The following is a 20,336-nucleotide window of genomic DNA, read 5'->3' on the forward strand; positions in this document are numbered from 1 at the left end:
CGAAGGCTACCAGAGCGCTTGCGCCAGCACGATGCCTACCCCCACCAGTCCCTCGCCCGCGATGAGCCCGGCCGCCAGCGTCACGCCCGGCCCTTCCGACGCGGGCCTCCACCGTCGGGCCAGCTCCCACCCCAGCCCGCCCAGGAAGAACCCCAGGCAGGTGGAGGCAGGCAGCAGACACGCCAGCCCCACCCCTACCGCCGAGGGCGTCCAGCCGCGGAAGCGCTCCGGCAACGCCTGCTCGCCCAGCGTGAGGACGGCCGCCGCGCCCGCGGCCCAGGCCATGGCGATCCGCAGGTCCGCCGAGACGGCATCCAGCCCTGACGCCAGCACCTGCGCCACACCCGCCGTCACCGTCGCGGCCGGCGCCGGGAAGCGCTCCGAGCCCAGCACGGAGGGCTCCGGCACCAGCAGGTAGAACAGCGGCACCACCACCAGCGCGCCCACGACACACCCCACCAGCTGCGCCAGGAACACGCGGCGCGGATTCGCGCCCAGCAGGTGCCCCGCCTTCAGGTCCGTGAGCAGGTCCGCGGAGGAGGACGCCGCGTTGACCGTGAGGCCCGCCGTCGCCAGGTTCGCGCGCACGTCCCCGGGCAGCAGCACGCCATACGTGAGCTGCGTCACCTGCCCCAGCGCGCCCACGGGGCTCATGTCCGTCTCCCCCGTGACACGGCAGGAGATGAGACACAGCACGAACGACAGCGCCACCGCGAGCAGCGCGTGCGGCACCGGCACGTCGAAGCCCACCCTCGCCAGCGCCACCGTCGCGGGCGTCAGCACCAGCATCCCCGCCACCCACCACCGCCCGGGCACCTGGAGCGCTTCAATGGGATGCGGTGCCTGACGCGGCTCGCGGCTCCAAAGCCCCCGCAGCGCCCGGCCCCACACGCGGGCCTGGAGCGCGAACTGCAACAGCGACGCGGTGGTGAGCGCCGCCGCGCCCGGCCACAGCGCCCACGCGAGGAAGTCCCCATCCGGAGCCACCACGCCCGCCGCCATCAACCGGGGCGCGACGACGCCATGGACCACGAGCGCCCCCAGCCACATGGACGCAGTGACGCGCACGCCCAGCAGCGCGCCCCCGCCCACCGGCATCAACCCCGTCTCCAGCGCGAACCCCAACCGCTCCAGCGACACGCCACCCAGCGTCCCGGGAAACGCATACGCATAAGGCACGCGCCCGAACCCATCGCGAGCGAGCGTCAACACGCCAGCGATCAGCCCGCCCACGCCCAGCATGCGCAGCCGGGGCCCCGCCGTCTCCCCGCCCGAGTGCAGCGCGCGAGCCGTCGCCGCCGCGGCCGTCCCGGACGCGAACGGGAGCTGCTCCCGGTCCACCAACTGCCGCTTGAGCGGCACCGCGAACAGGACGCCCAGCGCGGACAACAGGAACGTCCACGCGAGCAACGTCACCCCAGGCAGGTGGTGCCCCGTTGTCAGCAGCCACGCCCCCTGCACCGACACGAGCGCGCCGCCCGTCGCATACCCCGCCGACGACGCCACCGTCTGCGCGCAGCCCAGTTCCAGCAGGGACAGCGGGCTCCCCGCGACACGGGGGCTCAAGCGCCGGAGCGCCCCATGTGTCGCGGACGCGAGCAGCGCGGCGGTGATGGCCACGCCGAACGCCACGCCCGTCTTCAGGCCCGCGTAGAGGTTGGTGGCGCAGGTGAGCACGCCCAGCCCCGCGCCCAGGAGCACCGCGCGCAGGGTGAGCTGGGGCAGCCGGTCGCCCTGGTACACGCGCGTGAGCCAGTAGGTGTCCACCTCCGCCTGCGTCGTGCCGGGGATGCGCAGCAGCGTCAGCGAGGCGTCGGTGGGCGTGTCCCCGGCGGGGACGGCTCGGGGGGCGGGGGCCGGCATGCGCGGCCCATCCTCTCCGTTCGCCCCCTCCCGCGCTACATCCCCGCTCAGCCGCGACCCGGGATGTTTCAATCCCTGTCGTCCCCACCCTCTTAATCACAGGCACCCAGATGTCACAGACGTCAATCTGATTTCATGGGACATCAGGAACTGTCGGATGCATACTCGATGTGAACCGAGCCAACACTCATGGTGAGTCGGCGTCCGGTTCGCGGAGTTCCCCGATGCTCCACGTCACCCCCAGCTGGAAGCGCCTCGCCCTGTCGGCGATGGTGTTCTCGACTCCCCTCATGGCCGGCTGCACGGCCGAACCCACGCGCGAAGCTCCGGCGGCCGCCGTGCGCCAGGACCGGGCCCACGACTCGCTGAAGATGTCGAAGCTGTACGCGCAGTGGAAGCAGCAGCACGCCAATGGCACCCAGATGCCGCTCGACCTGGGCGACGCGGATCAGTACGCCTTCCTGATGAAGCGCCTGGAGGCGGCGGGCAACACCCCGGCCAACTCCCCGCGCCTGTTCTCCAGCCTGTCGCGGCAGCGTGAGCGCGTGCTGGCCCAGAGGGCCTCCGGCGACGTGAAGGCACAGACCACGACCGCCGAGTGGTGCGGCCACCTGCTGCCGCTGGAGGAGATTGCTCACGGCAACGGTGAGACGACGTTCGAGGGCTCGGGCTACCTCACCTGCGCTGGCGGGGCGGACTACTCCTACGTGGACTTCAACGCGTACTCCACGACGCCGGACCGCCAGGAGTTCCAGCTGCTGGCCACGACGGCCACGGAGGACTACCTGGCCAAGACGCTGGAGACGGATCCGCTGAACGTGGTGCTGGACGCGGGTCCGGACCGGGTCCTGTATTACGACTCGGTGGCAATGGCCTACGACGAGGCCAGCGGCCGGATGGAGACCTTCTACTCCACCGCGGACACCACGGTGCTGCTGCTGCCGCCGGGCCTGAACTTCGACCACCCGCGTGAGCTCATCGGCACGGGCCTGGCGGGCAACGCCATCCGCACCTGCCTGGAGCGCGGCTCCGCGACGGGCGCGCTGGACTGCGACTACACGCTGGCGAAGAAGGACGCGGCCGGCAACATCACCGCCTTCGCGGGCGGCTACACGGGCGTGGCGGCGGTGAACGCCCAGCAGTCCGTGGTCGCGAAGAAGTGGCTGCCGGACACGACGGCCTACTGGCCCACGCCGGGCGCGTTCAACGCGGCCAAGCTGTACCTGCCGGCGCAGGGCACCTACGTGACGGGCCTGCCGGCCAACTGCTCCGTGCAGTCGGTGAAGAGCGAGGTGAACATCGTCCTCCTGAGCGCGGGTGGCCGCTGCAAGGTGAACAACGTCGCGGCGACCACGCCGGGCCAGGTCGTGCTCACGGGCAGCCTGCCGCTGGGCACGGGCGTGGACGCGTCCAGCATTCCCTTCAACGGGCTGATGGACCTGGGTACGGACTGCCTGGCCCACGAGCAGGACGTGGCGATGCAGGCCTTCACCACCGTGGTGGCGACGTGCCCCCGCTCCGGTGGCGGCTTCAGCCCGGTGACGCGCGTGGGCTTCCGCCGGCTGGCGGTGCTGGACTTCAAGAACAGCTGCCTCGCGGCGGGCACGCGCGTGCTGCGCGCGGACGGCAAGTCCGTCCCCGTGGAGTCCGTGAAGGTCGGTGACCGCGTGCTGTCGAACGCGGACGGCCGCGCCCTCACCGTCACCACCGTGACGAAGGGCACCGAGTCCCAGCCCATGGTCCGCCTGAAGGCGGGCAAGGGCCAGGACGTGCTCGTCACCAACACCCACCCCATGGTCAGCCGCACCCGCGGCGTCGTGACGGCGGGCGAGCTCGCGGTGGGCGACGTGCTGCTGACGAAGGACGGCGAGGCGACGCTGGCCTCCGTGGAGCGCGTGCCCTTCAAGGGCCAGGTCTACAACCTGACCCTGGGCACGGACACGGAGCTGCTGGACGTGGGCGCGAAGGAGCACACGCTCATCGCCAACGGCTTCCTGGTCGGTGACGCGCGCATGCAGACGGACCTGGCGCGTGAGAAGCACTCGCCCGTCTCCTCGGACGTGCTGGCCGTGCTGCCCGCCGCGTGGCACGCGGACTACCTGAACAGCCGCCGCTAATCGCGCGAACGCAGCAGGTAGAAGACGTAGCCGTAGCTGTCCCCGTGGCGGCGGTACAGGTTCACCTCCTGTTCCGCCGCCGCGATGACCTCGCGCAGCGCCGCGTCCGCGGTGGGGCGCAGCCGTTCGATGCGCTGCAGGAGCGGCGTGTAGTAGTCGTCCCACCACGCGGACGCGGGCAGCGTGAAGGTGTCCAGCACCGTGAAGCCCGCCGCCTCCGCGCTGGCTCGGTTCTGGGCGATGTTGCCCATGGACGGGTACCCGGCGGACCAGAAGCGCACCGCCTCCGGGGGCCGGACGTCCGTGAGCCAGGTGCACTCGGTGACGGCCACCCGCCCACCGGGCGCGAGCAACGGCCGCCACTGGCGCAGCCCCTGCTCGAAGCCCACCAGGTAGATGGCGCCCTCGGACCAGAGCAGGTCGACGGAAGCAGGCGGCAGCGACAGCGCGCTCATGTCCTCCTGACGCGTGACGATGGCGTCCGCCAGTCCCTGCTCGCGGGCCTCGCGCTCCAGCCTGTCGAGGTAGGGCCGGTGCAGGTCCACGGCGGTGACGCGCGTGCCCAGCTCCCGCGCGAGCACCAGCGACTGCCGTCCGGTGCCCGCGCCCAGGTCCAGCACGCGCGGCGAGGGAGGCAGCGGGGACAGGCGCCGCAGCGCATCCCGGGTGCAGGCGTCGCTGCCGGGGCCCAGGCGGGGCAGCTCGTTGTAGAGGGTGAAGAAGGCGTTGACCGTCTGGCGCAGCTCGCCCGCGCTGCGCTTCACGTTGCCCTGGAGCAGCGGGACGCGCTTCCAGTGCTCCTCGATGCGCTGCTTGAAGAGCTCCGGCATGGGCAGGTCCGCGCGCAGCGTGGTCCACGTGTCGAGCGCGACTTCGACGGCGCCCTTCACCACCGGGAGGACGTCCTCGTCCGCCAGGCCCAGCTTGCGCGCCAGGCGCTCGAAGCTCTGGAGCGACACGTCCTCGAAGCGCTTGGACTTCGCCAGGTTCAGCGCGAGCTGATCCTGCGGCATGTACTGGATGGTGGAGACGAAGTCGTACGCGGGCGACAGCGTGGGGCGCGTGCCGTCCGGATAGTAGAGCGACCAGTTCTTGTGGTGCGCGTCGCCGTTGCCGCACGCGATGATGAACACCAGCCGCCGCAGGAACTCCTGGAGCGCTTCCAGGCCCGCGACCTTGAGCAGCACGTTGGCGATGGTCTCGTAGTTGTACTTCTTGTACTTCTCGTCGGAGTACAGCCCCAGCACCTGCGCCAGGTCCTCCATGTGCACGCGGCGGCCGGGGGACGGCCGGTCGAAGCGGCGGATGGCGTACGCCAGGTCCTCGCGCAGGGTGATGCCCTCCGGAAGGCCGTGCAGCTCGGAGACCGGGAGCAGCTGGAGCTCCGGCACGTCGATGCCGGTGGCCCGCGCCCACGTCATCACGGACAGCTCGTTCTCCGGCACGCGGTCGTAGCGGTTGTCCGGGAGCTTGACGATCCAGTCTCCGCCCAGGCCGCCCATGGGCAGCGTCATGCCCCGGTCGCGCCGGAGCATGGAGAACTTGAGCTGCACGCCCGCGAGCGAGAAGCGCAGCGGTTCGCCGTCCGACACGGGCTCCGCGGGGACGTCCACGAGCGGCGCGTCGTGGCCGGCGAGCTCACCCGCGGGGCGGACGATGACGGCGCCGGAGAGGTCCGCGCCCAGGTGGGCGATGAAGAAGAACTCGCGCTGCCGGGCGATGTGCTGGCGTTCGGAGATGAGGTCGCGCAGCGGGCCTTCGGGCAGGAGGTTGGAGAAGAACGGCGGCAGCCGCATGCGGCTGGTGTGGCGGCGCGACAGGTCGTCCTCGAAGAACTGGCCCAGCACGGGGCGCGGGTAGCGCTGGCGGTAGTCCTCGGAGAGGCTGAACTCGATGCGCTCGTCCGCGAGCAGCGTGAGCGTGCCGACGTGCACGTCGCCAATGAGGACGTCGAGGATGCCCGTGGTGGACACGGGGAGCGTGGGGTCCATGTCAGTCCTCATCGTCGTCGATGATCATCGACTGGAGCGAAGGCCGGTCCGAGTCGTCCCAGCGCGTGCGGGCCTCCATGAACTGGCGCAGGACGGGCTCCAGGACCATCTGGCGCAGGTGGAGGAACGCGCCGTCATTGCGCCGCAAGGACTCCAGGGCCTGCGGGCTGAGGCCGTGGCTGTGGAGGATGTCCTCGCCCGGAGGCGGCTGCGCTTCGAGCATCTGGGAGAGGGCGTGTCCCGGCACCGGGGGATGGAAGAGGAAGTTGAAGGTCCCTTCCATCAGGCGCCGGACCGTCCTCCGGTCAAAGACCCGCTGCGTGCTCCACCGGGGGTCGCCCGCGGGAAGGAGGGGCTGGAAGCCGTCGCCCGGCTGCTCCAGCAGCTCCCCGGGCTCCAGCACCGCGCCCGTCAGCAGGTGGCGCGGCTGGAGGGACAGCATCGCGATGCGCAGGACCAGCGGGGGCCGCGCGATGGAGTGGGGAATGACGGGCATGCCCGTCTCCATCCACCAGCGGATGAGCGGCGGCGGCACCTGCGCCAGCAGCGTCTGGAGGGAGCGCTCCTCGTCGGAGCGGATGGCCGCGAAGACCTGGAGGGCCTCCGGGGGCTTCAGCTCCCAGCCGCCGAAGACGATGTGGCGCCAGAGCCAGCGCGACAACAGCTCGCGCGAACGCGGTGTCGGCTCCGGGTGCAGCTGGAAGAACCGCGTCAAAAGCACCAGCGAGTTCTCCGGCGCGGGCAGGAGCTTGAGGTGCGGGATGAACGCATCGCGCTTGAGGAACACGATGGCGTCCCGGAGCGCCCGGTCCGTGCGGCGGACGGTCTCCGTGAGCTCGTCGTCCTGGTTGAGCTGTTCCTGGTAGCCCCGCGTGAAGTCCAGGCCACGCACGGCCAGCACGGCGCGCAGCAGCAGCGACTCCGGGATGCTCCCGAAGCCCAGCTCCCGCAGCCCCTCGGTCACGGACTCCAGGCTGAGCGAGCGCGAGCCCACGTACAGCGCGTTGAACACCTCTTCATCCGTGAGCGGGCGGCCCGCGGTGTTGAGGCGCTTGAAGATGATGCGGAGGACCTTCTCGTCCGCCGTGTCCACGACGTACGCGGGCACCTGGTACTCGCGGATGGCCTTGCCCAGACGGATGGCGGCGCGCAGGTGCTCCGGGTGCGCCTCACGGCCCGGGTAGCGGTTGAGCCAGTGGAGCAGCGACTCGCTGTCCAGCACCTCGTTCATCGGCAGCCAGTGCGGTGGCGGTGCCCCGGCCTCCGGAGGCGCGTGCAGCTCCTCCGTCTCCAGGTCGAAGTACAGGTGGAAGTCATCGCGTCCGGCCTCGTCGCCATAGGACGGATGCAGCAGCACGCCCGCGAGCGCAGTCACGCGCTGCTGTCCATCCACGGCCCACAGGCCCTGGCTGGTGGAGGGCGCGTCGATGCGCACGGGGCCGAAGCTGACATTGGCGGCGGGGGCTTCCCGGCGCCAGAACAACAGGGTCCCGATGGGATAGCCCCGGTACACGCTGTCCAGCAGGTCGCGCACGTCCTCCGCGGTCCACCGCAGGGGGCGCTGGAAGTCGGGGATGCGCACCTCGCCGCGCCGCACGCGGTCGAGCAGGTCCTCGATGCTGAACGACTTCGTCTCCGGGCGCCGCGTCAGGGGAGCGGGCATCGCGAGCCTCCTCCCCCAAGTCTGTAACCCGAAGCTCCCGAACCCGCCACCTACACCGTGGAGCCACGTCGCTTCGGCAGCAGCCCCACCAGTCCCAGCGCGACCAGGCCCGTCACGGCGGACAGCACGCGGCCACCCTGCCCCACCGCGTTGATGTCCAGCTGCAGGTCCAGCAAGGCGTTCGCCAGGTTCCAGCCCCAATGCAGCCCCACGGCGCCCCACAGTGAGCCCGTGCGGGCCACCGCCGCCGCGTACGCGAGCCCCGTGCAGAACAACATCAGCCACTCCAGCGGACCATTCCCCAACCGGTACACGTGCGTGAGCACGAACACGCCCGCGGACAGGGCCACGTAGCCCGCGCCCTGCCCCGCCACCGGCCACGCGCGGTACCAGAAGCCGCGCGCCACGATGTCCTCCGCCACGGAGGGAACGAACGTGGACACCGCCACGCCCAGCGCGGCCACCAGCAGCGTCGTGCCCATCAGCGGCTTCTCCAGGGGCTGCACGCGCATCACGCCCACCGCCACACCCACCAGCACGGACAGCGGCTTGAGCACCAGCATCACCGCCAGCGCCCGCGCGAGCGCGGAGCCACGCCACTCCAATGCATACGCATGAAAGCCATTGCGGTAGCCCAGCCACCGCCCTACGCCCCAGGCCACCGCGTGGAAGAGCAGCATCAGCGCCGCCGTCACCGCGAAGCTGCCCAGCACCCGGCCGCCAATCCCCTCCGGCGCTTCGTAGCAGGCGAACAGCACAGCGAACGCGAACGCGTAGCGCAGCGCGACGCCCGGAGGAGACGATGACTCGGAAGGTGCGTGGCTCATGAACAAGGCCCCCTCTTAACGCGGGAAATGTCCCCACCGCACAGCCAACCTTGAAGCCCCTGCCGTGGTGACTGGCGCCATCCTCCTGGTGACTGGAGTCACCGCCGGAGCGCCCGCCACCGCATCCTCATCCCTGGAAAATCCACGAGTTACGAGCGGCCCCGGGGCGGCATGCGCGCTGCAATGGGTGAGGGCAACGTCGCTGCTCAGACCCCAGGTGAAAACCATGATCGACCTCAAGGCCACGGCCCGCTCCTCCTCCCTGATGCGCCCCAACGCCGCGGAGTCCGCGCTCGTCAACCCGAAGGCACAGCTCTCCGCGGGGCCCGTGGCGGACGCCTCCCGGAGCATGCCCGCGCGGGGCTTCAGCCAGGTGGACTCGTTCGAGCCCGTGATCATCAACCGGCGGCAGCCGCTCGCGATGCCCGGGCTGGAGGGGGCGGCGGACATGCTCGGCGCCCCGGCCGCCTTCGCCCCCCGCGGGCTCCCCCCGCAGCTCCAGGACCTGGCGCCGGCCTCGGTCAACTTCGCCCCCCGCGGGCTCCCCCCGCAGCTCCAGGACCTGGCGCCGGCACCGGTCACCTTCGCCCCCCGGGGGCTCCCCCCGCAGCTCCAGGACCTGGCCCCGGCTCCGGCTCAGACCAAGGAGCCGGCTCCGGCTCCGCAGGCCTCCAACTCCGGCGTCCCGAGCGCCAATGACAAGCGCCCGGCCGGGGACAAGCGGTCCGCCGCGCAGATCGTCGACGACACGCCCGCGCTGAAGAACCTGGGCCGCCAGAAGGACATCAAGTTCGAGCAGCTGTGCAAGCAGACGGGCGTCGACCCCAAGCTGGACCTGAAGGACCCGAAGCAGAACGCCGACGGTGTCTACCGTCTGGCCAAGGTGCTGGAGTTCATCGACAGCGCCAAGGCCTCCACGGGCGACGACCGGTCGAAGAAGGTCCAGAACGGCAAGGGCGACGGCAACATCGAGGGCATCACCAAGGACGGCGACGCGCGCCACGGCACGGAGGCCGGCATGGTCAAGGACTTCGCCGAGAAGGGCTACTCCTTCCTGGGCGAGCACCAGCTGCCGACCACCAAGGACACCCACGTGAAGGCGGACGGCAGCAACAAGGACAACTTCCAGTGGGCCGCGGGCGAGGCGGGCAAGGCCCTCTGGTTCCTGCCGGGAGTCAGCAACGTCCTGACGGGCGTGGGCAACTCGGAGGGCGGCTTCAAGGGCGTCCTCGAGGGCGCCGCGAAGGGCTACGTCAACACCCTGAAGGGCGCCGCGGAGGGCGTCATCGGCTCCATCACGAAGGGCCGCGCCAACCCGGCCGGGATGATCTTCGGAGGCGTCATGGGCGCGCTGGGCAGCACCGAGGCCGCCCCGCAGCCGGTGAAGGACATCGCCAACCTGTTCTAGGGCAACGGCTCCGTCCGGTGCTTGCGCGCGGGGTTCTCCAACCCCACGCGGAACCACCGGTAGCCGTAGCCCTCCAGCGTGAGCCCGTGGCGCTGGCCGTCCACGGGCTCGGAGTGGTCCTCGCTCAGCACGTTGAACAGCGTGCACGGCGCCTCGCCGCCCGGATCCAGCTTCACCGTGCAGGGCCGGGCGGACAGGTTGTGCAGCACCACCAGCGCGTTGCCCTTCCATTCGTACCGGATGGCCAGCACGCCCTTGTTGCCCGTGCGCAGCACCTTCCACGCGCCCCACCCCAGCTCCGGGCACTCCTTGCGCGCGCGGATGATGCGCTCGGTCCAGTTGAGCTGCGAGGCCGGGTCGCGGCGCTGCTGCGCCACGTTCACCTGCCGGAAGCCGAACGGCCCCTCCGACACCAGGGGCTTCACCGGCGCCTCCGCCAGCGTGAAGCCGCCGTGCGGCTCCGGGCTCCACTGCATGGGCGTGCGCACCGACTGCCGCTCCACGAGTGACAGGTTCTCCCCCATGCCCAGCTCGTCGCCGTACCAGAGCACTGGAGTCCCCGGCAGTGAGAACATCAAACTGTAGGCCACCTTGATGCGGCGGCGGTCCCCGTCCAGCATCGACGCGAACCGGCGGCGCAGGCCCCGGTCATACAGCTGCATGCCCTTGTCCGGTCCCAGCGCCTCGAAGACCTCCAGCCGGTCCTCGTCCGACAGGCGCCCCAGGTCCAGCTCGTCGTGGTTGCGCAGGAAGTTCGCCCACTGCGCCGTGTGCGGCAGCTTGGGGGCTGACTTCAGCGCCTGCACCAGCGGCGTCACGTCCCCGCGCGTGAGCGCCAGGTAGAAGTTCTGGTTCGCCAGGAAGTTGAACACCATCTGCATGCGGTCGTTGTCGCCGAAGAACTCCACCACCTCGTGCATGGTGACGTTGGCTTCCGCGAGCAGGATGGCGTCCCCTTTGCGCCATGAGAGGAATTCGCGCATCTCCTCCAGCAGCTTGTAGGGGTTCTTCACGTCCGGGTTCTTCACGCCCTTCAGCTCGACGAGGAAGGGCACCGCGTCCACCCGGAAGCCGGACACGCCCAGCTCCAGCCAGTACCCCATCACCTTGAGGATCTGCTCGCGCACCTCCGGGTTCGCCACGTTGAGGTCGGGCTGGAAGTCGAAGAAGCGGTGGAAGTACCAGAGGCGCGCCTCCTTGTCGTACGTCCACGTGGAGGGCTGCACGCCCGGGAAGACCATGCCCTTGTTGGCGTCCTTGGGCTTCTTCTTCGACCAGACGTAGTAGTCGCGGAAGCGGCTGTCCGGGTCCTTGCGCGCGGCCTGGAACCACGGGTGCTGATCCGACGTGTGGTTCACCACCAGGTCGATGATGACGCGGATGCCGTGCAGCTTCGCCTCGTGGGTGAAGGCCACGAAGTCGCCCAGGTCCCCCAGGCGCGGATCCACGCCGTAGTAGTCGCTGATGTCGTAGCCGTTGTCGCGGTTGGGCGTGGGCTGGAAGGGCAAGAGCCACAGGCAGGTGATGCCCAGGCCCGCCAGGTAGTCCAGCTTGCGGCGCAGGCCCGTGAAGTCCCCCACGCCGTCGCCATTGCCGTCCATGAACGTCTCGACGTCGAGGCAGTAGACGACCGCGTTCTTGTACCAGAGGTCTTCAATCATGCCGTTCCCTTTAGCCCTCCGTTCCCGGGCGGCATCCGGAGACTCCCGCGCGCCGTGAGGAACCCCACACCCGGGGGCAGACAGGCTTCGTTCAGCCAACACTCGCGTGAACACGGGCCTCGCGGGAGGGCCGCTCCGGCTCCAGGGTGGACGCATCCATGCCCCTCATCGGCTTCCACGCGTCGCACGAACAGTTCCCGCCCAGCGAGCTCTTGCGCCTCAGTCAGAAGGCGGAAGGCGCGGGCTTCCAGGCCGCGCTCAACTCCGACCACTTCCACCCGTGGACGGAAGCGCAGGGGCAGAGCGGCTTCGCCTGGGCGTTCATGGGCGCGGCGCTCGCGACCACCGGGCTGTCCTTCGGCTCCGTCACTGCGCCGGGCCAGCGCTACCACCCGGCCATCGTCGCACAGGCGCTGGGCACCCTGAACGAGATGTATCCCGGCCGGGCATGGATGGCGCTCGGCAGCGGCCAGTACCTCAACGAGGCCATCACCGGCACGGGCTGGCCCGCGAAGGACCTGCGCAACGCGCGCCTGAAGGAGTGCGTGGACATCATGCGCGCCCTCTTCCGGGGCGAGACGGTGACACACCGGGGGCTCGTCACGGTGGAGGAGGCGAAGCTCTACACGCGCCCCAAGGACATGCCCCTGCTGGTGGGCGCGGCCGTGACGCCGAAGACGGCGAGCTGGGTGGGCAGCTGGGCGGACGGGCTCATCACCACCGCGAGGCCCCCGGAGGAGCTGCGCAAGGTGGTGGACGCCTTCCGCGAGGGCGGCGGCGAGGGCAAGCCGATGTTCCTCAAGGTGCAGCTGTCCTACGCGAAGGACGACGAGCTCGCGCGTGAAGGCGCGTACAACCAGTGGGCGTCCAACATCTTCGCCAACAGCGTGCTGACCGACCTGCGCTCCCCCGCGCAGCTCCAGGAGGCCGCGAACGTGGTGCAGCCGCACGACCTGGACGGCCCGCTGCGCGTCTCCAGCAGCCTTCAGCAGCACGTGGACTGGCTGGGCGAGGACCTGCGCCTGGGCTTCGACCGGCTGTACCTGCACAACGTCAACCGCGAGCAGGACGGCTTCATCGAGGCGTTCGGCGAGAAGGTGATTCCGGCCCTCACCCGCTGAAGCCGCTGGTTATGCTCGGGCGCATGTCCACCGAAGTGCTGTCCCGTCAGGCCCTCAACCGCGCCACGCTCGCGCGTCAGTTGCTGCTCACGCGCGAGAAGATGACCGTGCCGCGCGCCATCGAGCACCTGGTGGGGCTGCAAGCCCAGCTCGCGCGTCCGCCGTACCTGGCCCTCTGGTCGCGCCTCCAGGGCTTCCAGCGCGACACGCTCACGAAGCTGGCGCTGAAGCGGGAGCTGGCGCGCGGCACGATGATGCGCGGCACGCTGCACCTGATGACCGCGAAGGACTACCTGCGCTACCGCGGCCTCTTCCAGCCCCTGCTCACCGCCGCCATCGGATCCGTGCTGAAGGAGCGCGCCGCGGCGTTGGATCTGCCCGCGCTGCTGGCCACCGCGAAGCCCTTCCTCCAGGAGCAGCCCCGCACCTTCGAGGAGGTGCGCGAGCACCTGATGAAGCACCATGTGGACGGCGATGAGCGGGCGATGGGCTTCGCTACGCGGATGGGATTGCCGCTCGTCCAGGTGCCCGAGGAGGGGCTGGAGTGGGGTTGGCCCGGCAACTCCGGCTTCACGCTGGCGGAGTCGTGGCTGGGCGAGAAGCTCTCCACGGACGATGACGCGTCACCGCTGGTGCTGCGTTACCTGGCCGCCTTCGGTCCCGCCACCGTGGCGGACATGCAGTCCTGGTCCGGCATCAAGCCGTTGAAGGACGCTTTCGAGAAGGTGCGCGGCAAGCTGGTGGAGTTCCGCGACGAGAAGAAGCGCGTCCTCTTTGATTTGCCCAAGGCCCCGCGCCCGCCGGAAGACACGCCCGCGCCGGTGCGCTTCCTGCCGGACTTCGACAACCTCATCCTCTCCCACGCGGACCGCACCCGCGTCGTGCCGGAGGAGCACCGCGAGAAGCTGTCCACGAAGAACCTGCGTGTGCTGAACGTGTTCCTCGTGGACGGGCGCACCGCTGGCGTCTGGACCACCGAGCGCACGAAGGGCACCGCGACGTTGGTGTGCAACGCCTTCGACCCGCTGAAGAAGCCCGTCCGCGACGCACTGGTGCAGGAGGGAGAGGACCTCCTGCGCTTCAGCGACCCGGACGCCGCGAAGGTGGCGGTGCGGTTCGCCACCTAGCAGCGCCGAGGAACATCTCGAGTCCTGACATGCCATTGGGGCATGGGCCCACTGGGTTGGCCGGGTTGTCGGACCCGGCGGTTATGACCGGGCGCTGCACGCCAGACCGGAGTGCTGCCAGGAGTCGCGAGCGATGGGCAACCGCTGGTGGGCGGTACTTTGGCTGGGGCTCCTTTCCATGCGAGGAGCGGCCACGGCTTCTCCCGACTCCGAGGCTTCGGTCCCCAAGGAGCCGCCCCGCTCGTGGTCTTCACTGGCACGACTGGAGGTGGCAACGCTGACGTTTCAGTCGCGAGCGGGCGTGGGCACGGATGAAGGGTTCGTGCAGGTGGAGCCGACCCTCATTCTCGACGGAGGCGCGGAGTTCGGTCTCAACCTCGGCGCTCCGGTCCGATTGCGAGCGTGGGGCGGCACGGGCCTCGTGCGGAGAGAGGATTGGGACAGCCTCTCGGACTTCGGACAGGTGGTGCGCGGCCTCAAGCTGGGCTCGAACAACGCGTCCGTGGGCGTCTGGTTCGGCGCGCTGGAGTCCTACAGCCTGCTGTCCGCGCACCTCGTGCGTCGCTACTCCAACCGAAGCAATCCCGACTACCACCCGGCAGGTGGATTCCTCACCGGCACGCTGGGGCCCCTCTACACGCAGGCCTTTGCCTCGGACGTGCTGGGCGCGCGCCTCATGGGCGCGGAAGTCGCGCTGGACGTGCAGCACGTCCTCTTCGGCCAGCCCCGCGAGCAGGGCCGCTACACGCTGGCCCTCTCCGCCGTGCATGACTGGGGGTGGGCCGGAGGGCGCGCGCCCTCGGTGACACTGGCGCATCTGGACGGCACCGCCGTGGTGGTGGTGCGGCCGGGCTTCGAGGCCCACTTGCTTGCCGGTTGGGGCGGCCGGCCCGGTGAGGGCGGCGCATGGGGGGCGGTGGTGGGCGCGGGCGTGGATGCATTGACGCCTACGTTGGACATGCGGCTGCGCTTGGAGCTGCGCAGACAGCACGGCGGCTTCCGGCAGGGATTCTTCGGTCCGGACTACGAACTGGCGCGCTTCAGGGCCGTGGGCCCGGATGGCATGCCGCTGGCGGAGTCGCCCTTCCCGGCTGGGTACTCGGCCTATGGCGAGACGGAGATGGGCTGGGACGCGAGCCGTTACGGTGGCCTCTCCAAGCACCTGAAGCTGTCGCTGGGCGCGGAGGCCTTCTCGTGGGGCCGCTTCGACATGGATGGGCGCGTGGCGGTGCAGCTCTTCGCGCGCAGCCTCGAAGTGGCGTTGAAGGGGCTTGGAGTGGGAATGGGACAACCGGGAGCGCGCTACCTGGGGGCCGCCGAGGTCCGCTGGCGAGTTCTGGGAGGGAAGCTCTACGCGATGGGGACAGGCGGTACGCTGCTGTTCCCCACGCCGGAGGGGATGCTGCGGTCAGGGGCGTTCGCCTCGGTGGGCCTGGGGGTGGATAGTGCGCGCTGACGCCCTGTTGCTGGCCATGGCGCTACTGGCTGCGGGATGCGCCTCCGTGTCGCAGGCGCCTGGGCGTGGCCGGAGCTTGAGCTACGCGCCGAGAGAGGCCTCCTCGCCCGCGTGGGTGGAGACTCCGCGCGATGAGCCCCCGCGCGTCCGGGACCTCCTCCCACGCGCCTTCTCCGGGTCCGAGCAACGGCTCCTGCGTCGCCAGCCACCGCGTGACGACGTGACAGCAGTGGGAGATGGCAGCAGGGAGGGCGCTGTGGGGGGCGGGTCCCGGAGCGCTGCATTGACGCGTCAGGCAGTCCTCGACGCCACGGACGAGGTGAAGGGCTCCCTGACCAGCGTCGAAGCTGCGTTCACCAAACTGGCGGCCCGTCCTCCGGACCTCTGGGGCTGGAGCCTCACCGGCGTCTTCACGCGCTACCTCGACCAGGGCTCCAAGCAGGTGACGTGGCTTCATGGTGCGATTGGGAGCGCCACCGCGTTGACGGAGGTGGCCTCGGAAGTCGGCGACACGGACATGGAACTGGGCCTGCTGCGCATGACGGGGCCGAAGCTCCAGGCGGCTCAATTCGGAACGCTTCTGCTGGCCACCTGGGTGGACTTCCTGCACCTCGCGGACGCAGTGCTTCGTCACTGCCCCATGTGCAGCGCCGAGAAGCTCTTCGTGGACCTTCATCGCGTGCAGGGGCTGATGGAGCCCACGCTGACGGACCTTGCCTCGCTGGACCCGGAGCGCGTGGAGGCGGCGACCACCGCGATGCCCGAGCTGATGGGGAAACTGACGCGTGAGTTCGACACGCTCCAGAGGGAGACCCGCAAGACCATGAAGCTCGGCGGGCAGGTCATCGCGGCGATGCAAGCGGTGGAGATGGTCACGATGATCTCCACGATGAAGATGGCCATGCCACGCGTGCCGCCCTCGGCCCCCGCGATGCTCGGCGTGAGCCTCGTGATGGGCTCGGGTGGAGTCATGATGGGCTCGCGGATGGTGGTCTCCGCGGAGTGGGTGGAGATGATGCGTCGGCTCGTGCAGGCGGGCGTCATCTCCGTTCCCGCCGTCAGCGCCGCCGTCCTCATTCAGGGCGGACAGGTCATGATGGCTCAGGCGCATCAGGACCTGCCCAAGGGCGTGCGCGACGCGCTGGGGGACAGCCCCGAAGTGCGCGGCATGCAAGTGACGGGCAGAGCGGGGGCGGGCATGTCGGACGCCCCGAAGCACCATGTGCTTCCGCAAGAGCACCGTGAGTGGTTCGAGCAGCGCGGCTTCAAGGGCGACATGGACATCGACCAGTTTTGCGTCCGGTTGGAGCAGGCCCACCACGAAGCGATTCACGGCGGCGGAAGCTGGCGATTGGGACGCACCTGGCCCGGTGAATGGAACCGGATGATCACGAAGGTGCTCCGCGACGCGGAGGCCGAAACCGGCCAGAGGCTGACACAGAACGAAATCTTGAAGCTCGTCGCGGGGTATTTGAAGGAGTACGACATCCCGATGAACTTCATCCCAGGGAGGAGGCGATGACTGACGGACGATCCTGGAAGGGAAACTGGAAGGCCCGCCTATACGAGCGCGTCCGTCAGCGCGGCTACGACTCGCTGACCGCCTTTGCCGAAGCACGCCCTACCGCATCACTGGTTGCGTTGGCCGAGGAACTTGGGGCGGGCGACGTCGCCGGGGTGCAGGTGTTCAGCGGGTTGGTAGCCGAGGCTGAGCAGCGCAAGCAGGTTACGCGCCTGGTTCGAGGGCAGCTCGTGCGCGAACTGTTCCAGTATCTTCCAAATGGATGGCCACCCGTGCTGGACGACACAAACCGATTCGATGTTGCCCAGGCACTCGCCCGCTGGAGTAGCTACACCCCAGAGACTCATGAGGAGCGAGTGAAGCAGGTCAGAGCTACGCTCCGCTCGAATCCGCCGCCCACTGGCTGGCGTCCGCTCGGGCCCGACGACGAGTTGCTCCGCACGCTCTTGCCTGACGAGGAAGTCTGACTCGCGAACGGTGCCGCCACTGCCCGCCCCCGTGCGCATCGAGCCGGTGGAGGACAAGGGCACGTTGATCATCCTCACCCCCGAGCGATTCACCGTGGCCAACCCCGCACACGTCGCGCTGGCGCGACGGGTGCCCGAACTGCTGGCCCAGGCAGGGCTTACGCGAAGAGCTGAAGCAGATCCTCGCGAGTGATGGCGGCGGCGCCCGCGGCTTCGCTGAGCGCGGCTTCGAACAGCGCGCGCTTCTTCTCCTGGAGGCCCAAAATCTTCTCCTCCACCGTGCCCTGGGACACGAGCCGGTAGACCATCACCGGCCGCTCCTGTCCGATGCGGTGGGCCCGGTCCGCGGCCTGCGCCTCCACCGCCGGGTTCCACCACGGGTCCATCAGGAACACGTGGTCCGCCGCCGTGAGGTTCAGGCCCGTGCCGCCGGCCTTCAGCGACATGAGCAGCACCGGCGCTCCGTCCTGACCCTGGAAGCGAGACGTCACCTCGCCCCGGTTCGCCGTCGCTCCGTCCAGCCGCTCGAAGCCGATGCCCGCGTCCTTGAGGCCCGGCTCGATGAGGTCCAACAGCGACGTCCACTGGGAGAAGACCAGCGCCTTGTGGCCCTCCGACACCGCCGTCTCCAGCGCGTCCACCAGCGTCTGCACCTTGGAGGACGTCTTCGCGTGCTGCCCCGGCACCAGCGCGGAGTGGCAGGCCGCCTGCCGCAACCGCAAGAGCGCCTCCAGCGCCTTGAGCACGCTGCCGCCCTCGTTGAGCAGCGCCACCACCTCCGCGCGCGTCGCGGCCATCACCGCGTCGTAGACGGAGCGCTCGCGCTCATCCAGCTGCACGTGCATCACGGAGTCCGTGCGCGGCGGCAGCTCCGGCGCCACGTCCTTCTTCAGGCGGCGCAGGATGAACGGGCGGATGCGGCGGCGCAGGCCCTCCGCCGCTCCGGGCTTGCCGTCCGCGATGGGCTGCGCCGTCTTCTCCTCGAACTGGCGGCGGCCTCCCAGCAGGCCCGGGTTGGTGAAGTGCATCAGGCTCCACAGCTCGTCCAGGCGGTTCTCCAGCGGCGTGCCGCTGAGCGCGAGCCGCAGGTTCGCCTTGAGCCCGAACGCCGCGCGCGACACCTGGCTCTCCGGGTTCTTGATGGCCTGCGCCTCGTCCAGCACCACCGCCTCCCACGTGGGCGCGCCCAGCACCGCCGCGTCCAGGCGCAAGAGCGCGTACGTGGTGAGCGTGATGTCCGCCGCCGGGTCCAGCTTGCGGCCGGGACCGTGGTACACGCAGACCTTCAACGACGGCCGGAAGCGCTGCAACTCCGCCACCCAGTTGGGCAGCACGCTCGTGGGGCACACCACCAGCGACTTCGGCCCCAGGATGCAGATGGTCTGGAGCGTCTTTCCCAGACCCATGTCGTCCGCGAGGATGCCGCCCAGCCCCGCGCCCTTGAGGAACGACAGCCAGCTCACGCCCTGCTGCTGGTACGCGCGCAGCGTGGCGTTGAGCTCCGCGGGCAGCACCGGCGGCGGCAGCTTCTCGAAGCCCTCCACCAGCGGGGCCAGCTTGTCCAACCCCGGAGGCGGCGGCTGATCCAACGACTCGCACAGCTGGGTCAGCTCCGGCAGCGCGTGGTTCGCGACGCGGCCGTCCTCCTGGCGCGCGGCCAGCAGGTCCGCCACGCGCTGCCCGTTCTTGTCCAACCACGCGCGCGGCAGCGGCGCCCAGCCTCCTCCGTCCAACGGCACCAGCCCCAGCCCCTCCGTCCACGCCCGCACCACCGCCGCCGCGTCCACCGTGCGCGCGCCGCCCTTGCCGCCCTCCACCTCGAACTCCAGCGTGAAGCGCACCTCCGGCACACCCGCGCCGGATGCGCCTCCCTCCACGCGCAGGGACGGCTTGAGGCGCATGTCCGGGCTGACGATGCCCGCCGCGTCGCCGCCCAGGTCGCCCCGGAACTTCCGCAGCTTGTCCGCGAAGCGCATCATCTCCGGCCCCTGCACCGTCAGCCGGCGGCCGGGCACCAGGTTCAACTCGTCGCGCAGCTGGTGGAGCAGCTTCTGCTCCGCGGCCTCGTCACGCAGCGGCACCGCGCCGCGCAGGTACACCATGCGCCCGTTGTCGATGCGCACCGTCGGCGGCGCGCCGTACACCAGCGTGGGCAACACCGACAGGCCCTGGGTGAGCTGGTTCAGCTCCAGCAGGATGCGCGGCTTCAGGTCGCGGTCCAGCGACGGCAGGCGGCGGCTCCGCATGTCCACCGGCATGCGCCGCGCCAGCTCCGGCAATATCTTCGCGGACAACTCCCCCAGCTGCTCCGGCGAATACGTGCGCACGAGCGGCAGGTGCTGGAGCCACGCGCCCGTCATCGCCGTCTCGCCCAGCCGCACCAGGGACTCCGCCGTCAGCGCGACTCCGGGGCTCACCACCTCCGTGATGCGCGAATCCCTCGTGATGGTGATGACCCACTGCTGGCCCTTGTCCTCCACCTTCGCGCGCGGGGGCAGCACCTCACCGGACACCGCCACCGGCCGGCCGTCCAGGAGCACGTTGCGCGCGGGCTCCAGGGCCCTCAGCAGCGCGTCCAGCTTCTCCGCGAGCAGCGGTCCCCGGGTGCGCCGCTCCAAGAGGCGCTCCATCACCAGGTCCACCTGCTCCACCTGCAACGTGACGCCGGCCTGGGGCTTCGCCAGGCGCCCGGTGAGGTCCTCCAGCGGCTCCTCCGTGCCGTCCGCGTGCGCGAGGACGCGGTGCAGCTGCAGCCCGCCCTCCACGCGCGTGAAGCGGTACACCACGCGCGACCAGCGCTCCGACACCGCCTCCAGCGGCGCGTCCTGCTTCTCCGCCTTGTCCAGGGAGATGGCCGCCGCGACCACGTGCTCGCACGGGTCCACCGGGCTGGGGCAGTCGCACTCCCACGCCTCGTCGCCCGGGTAGAGGACGACGGTGAAGGCCACGGCCCGGCCCGCCACCTTCACGCGCAGCTCGACCTCCGAGCCCGTGCGCGACTGGAGCGCCACCGCGCCGTCCCGCGCGAGGCTGACGCCCTTGGACCAGAGTCCCGGCTTGGCTTCTTTCCGGACGGCTTCGAGGAGCTGGGTGTTCTCGGACATGGCAGGCGG

Annotated in this window: 13 protein-coding genes and 1 pseudogene; 8 read left to right on the forward strand and 6 right to left on the reverse strand. The window is 70.2% G+C overall.

The genetic code is table 11. The annotated features are described in order from the left end of the window. Nucleotides 1–6 precede the first annotated feature (6 nt). Nucleotides 7–1,863: an OPT family oligopeptide transporter gene (locus tag D7X30_RS14920; RefSeq protein ID WP_120563578.1), complete on the reverse strand. Its 1,857-nt coding sequence runs from the start codon at nucleotides 1,861–1,863 to the stop codon at nucleotides 7–9. Between the two features lie 224 nt (nucleotides 1,864–2,087). On the opposite strand from D7X30_RS14920, the gene D7X30_RS14925 reads away from it, so the two are divergent. Next, the gene (locus D7X30_RS14925; protein ID WP_120563579.1) at nucleotides 2,088–3,980 is read left to right on the forward strand and encodes a Hint domain-containing protein; all 1,893 of its coding nucleotides are present in this window, start codon (nucleotides 2,088–2,090) and stop codon (nucleotides 3,978–3,980) included. Here D7X30_RS14925 and D7X30_RS42890 read toward each other — a convergent pair. From D7X30_RS42890 to D7X30_RS14940, 3 genes are read right to left on the reverse strand one after another with little or no spacing between them, the layout of a single operon-like run. Then, on the reverse strand, nucleotides 3,977–5,971 hold the full coding sequence (locus tag D7X30_RS42890) for a HipA domain-containing protein (protein ID WP_233591565.1): 1,995 nt from the start codon (nucleotides 5,969–5,971) through the stop codon (nucleotides 3,977–3,979). The two genes, D7X30_RS14925 and D7X30_RS42890, sit on opposite strands and share 4 nt — an antisense overlap. 1 nt (nucleotide 5,972) lies before the next feature. Further along, entirely contained in the window at nucleotides 5,973–7,634 is a 1,662-nt protein-coding gene (locus tag D7X30_RS14935; RefSeq protein WP_120563580.1) for a DUF262 domain-containing protein, read from the reverse strand. A 50-nt stretch (nucleotides 7,635–7,684) separates the two neighbouring features. Next, nucleotides 7,685–8,461 (reverse strand): CPBP family intramembrane glutamic endopeptidase, encoded by a 777-nt coding sequence (locus D7X30_RS14940; RefSeq protein WP_120563757.1) that lies wholly within the window; start codon nucleotides 8,459–8,461, stop codon nucleotides 7,685–7,687. Nucleotides 8,462–8,687: 226 nt separating this feature from the next. Between D7X30_RS14940 and D7X30_RS14945 the strand changes: the two genes are divergently transcribed. Further along, on the forward strand, nucleotides 8,688–9,869 hold the full coding sequence (locus D7X30_RS14945; protein ID WP_120563581.1) for a hypothetical protein: 1,182 nt from the start codon (nucleotides 8,688–8,690) through the stop codon (nucleotides 9,867–9,869). Here the strand turns inward: D7X30_RS14945 and D7X30_RS14950 are convergent. Further along, nucleotides 9,866–11,530: an alpha-amylase family protein gene (locus D7X30_RS14950; RefSeq protein WP_120563582.1), complete on the reverse strand. Its 1,665-nt coding sequence runs from the start codon at nucleotides 11,528–11,530 to the stop codon at nucleotides 9,866–9,868. The genes D7X30_RS14945 and D7X30_RS14950 overlap by 4 nt on opposite strands. Nucleotides 11,531–11,688: 158 nt before the next feature. On the opposite strand from D7X30_RS14950, the gene D7X30_RS14955 reads away from it, so the two are divergent. The 6 genes and pseudogenes from D7X30_RS14955 to D7X30_RS14980 all read left to right on the forward strand — a co-directional run. Then, complete coding sequence (locus D7X30_RS14955) at nucleotides 11,689–12,651, forward strand: TIGR03885 family FMN-dependent LLM class oxidoreductase (protein WP_120563583.1); 963 nt, start codon at nucleotides 11,689–11,691, stop codon at nucleotides 12,649–12,651. A 23-nt stretch (nucleotides 12,652–12,674) separates the two neighbouring features. Continuing rightward, entirely contained in the window at nucleotides 12,675–13,778 is a 1,104-nt protein-coding gene (locus D7X30_RS14960; protein WP_233591566.1) for a winged helix DNA-binding domain-containing protein, read from the forward strand. Between the two features lie 178 nt (nucleotides 13,779–13,956). After that, complete coding sequence (locus tag D7X30_RS14965; RefSeq protein ID WP_370051386.1) at nucleotides 13,957–15,234, forward strand: hypothetical protein; 1,278 nt, start codon at nucleotides 13,957–13,959, stop codon at nucleotides 15,232–15,234. Continuing rightward, nucleotides 15,224–16,756 (forward strand): DUF2380 domain-containing protein, encoded by a 1,533-nt coding sequence (locus D7X30_RS14970; RefSeq protein ID WP_120563585.1) that lies wholly within the window; start codon nucleotides 15,224–15,226, stop codon nucleotides 16,754–16,756. The genes D7X30_RS14965 and D7X30_RS14970 overlap by 11 nt, the downstream gene beginning before the upstream one ends. Then, nucleotides 16,753–17,223, forward strand: coding sequence for an NUDIX hydrolase (locus tag D7X30_RS14975; RefSeq protein ID WP_120563586.1), 471 nt, complete (start codon nucleotides 16,753–16,755; stop codon nucleotides 17,221–17,223). The genes D7X30_RS14970 and D7X30_RS14975 overlap by 4 nt, the downstream gene beginning before the upstream one ends. A 7-nt stretch (nucleotides 17,224–17,230) precedes the next feature. Continuing rightward, nucleotides 17,231–17,416 (forward strand): annotated as a pseudogene (locus D7X30_RS14980) (Imm52 family immunity protein); the annotation flags it as partial. Here the strand turns inward: D7X30_RS14980 and D7X30_RS14985 are convergent. Beyond that, a complete protein-coding gene (locus tag D7X30_RS14985) occupies nucleotides 17,382–20,327 on the reverse strand; it encodes a DEAD/DEAH box helicase (protein WP_120563587.1) in 2,946 nt (981 codons plus the stop codon). The pseudogene D7X30_RS14980 and the gene D7X30_RS14985 sit on opposite strands and share 35 nt — an antisense overlap. Nucleotides 20,328–20,336 lie beyond the last annotated feature (9 nt).

Source organism: Corallococcus sp. AB011P (assembly GCF_003611605.1).
GTDB lineage: Bacteria > Myxococcota > Myxococcia > Myxococcales > Myxococcaceae > Corallococcus > Corallococcus coralloides.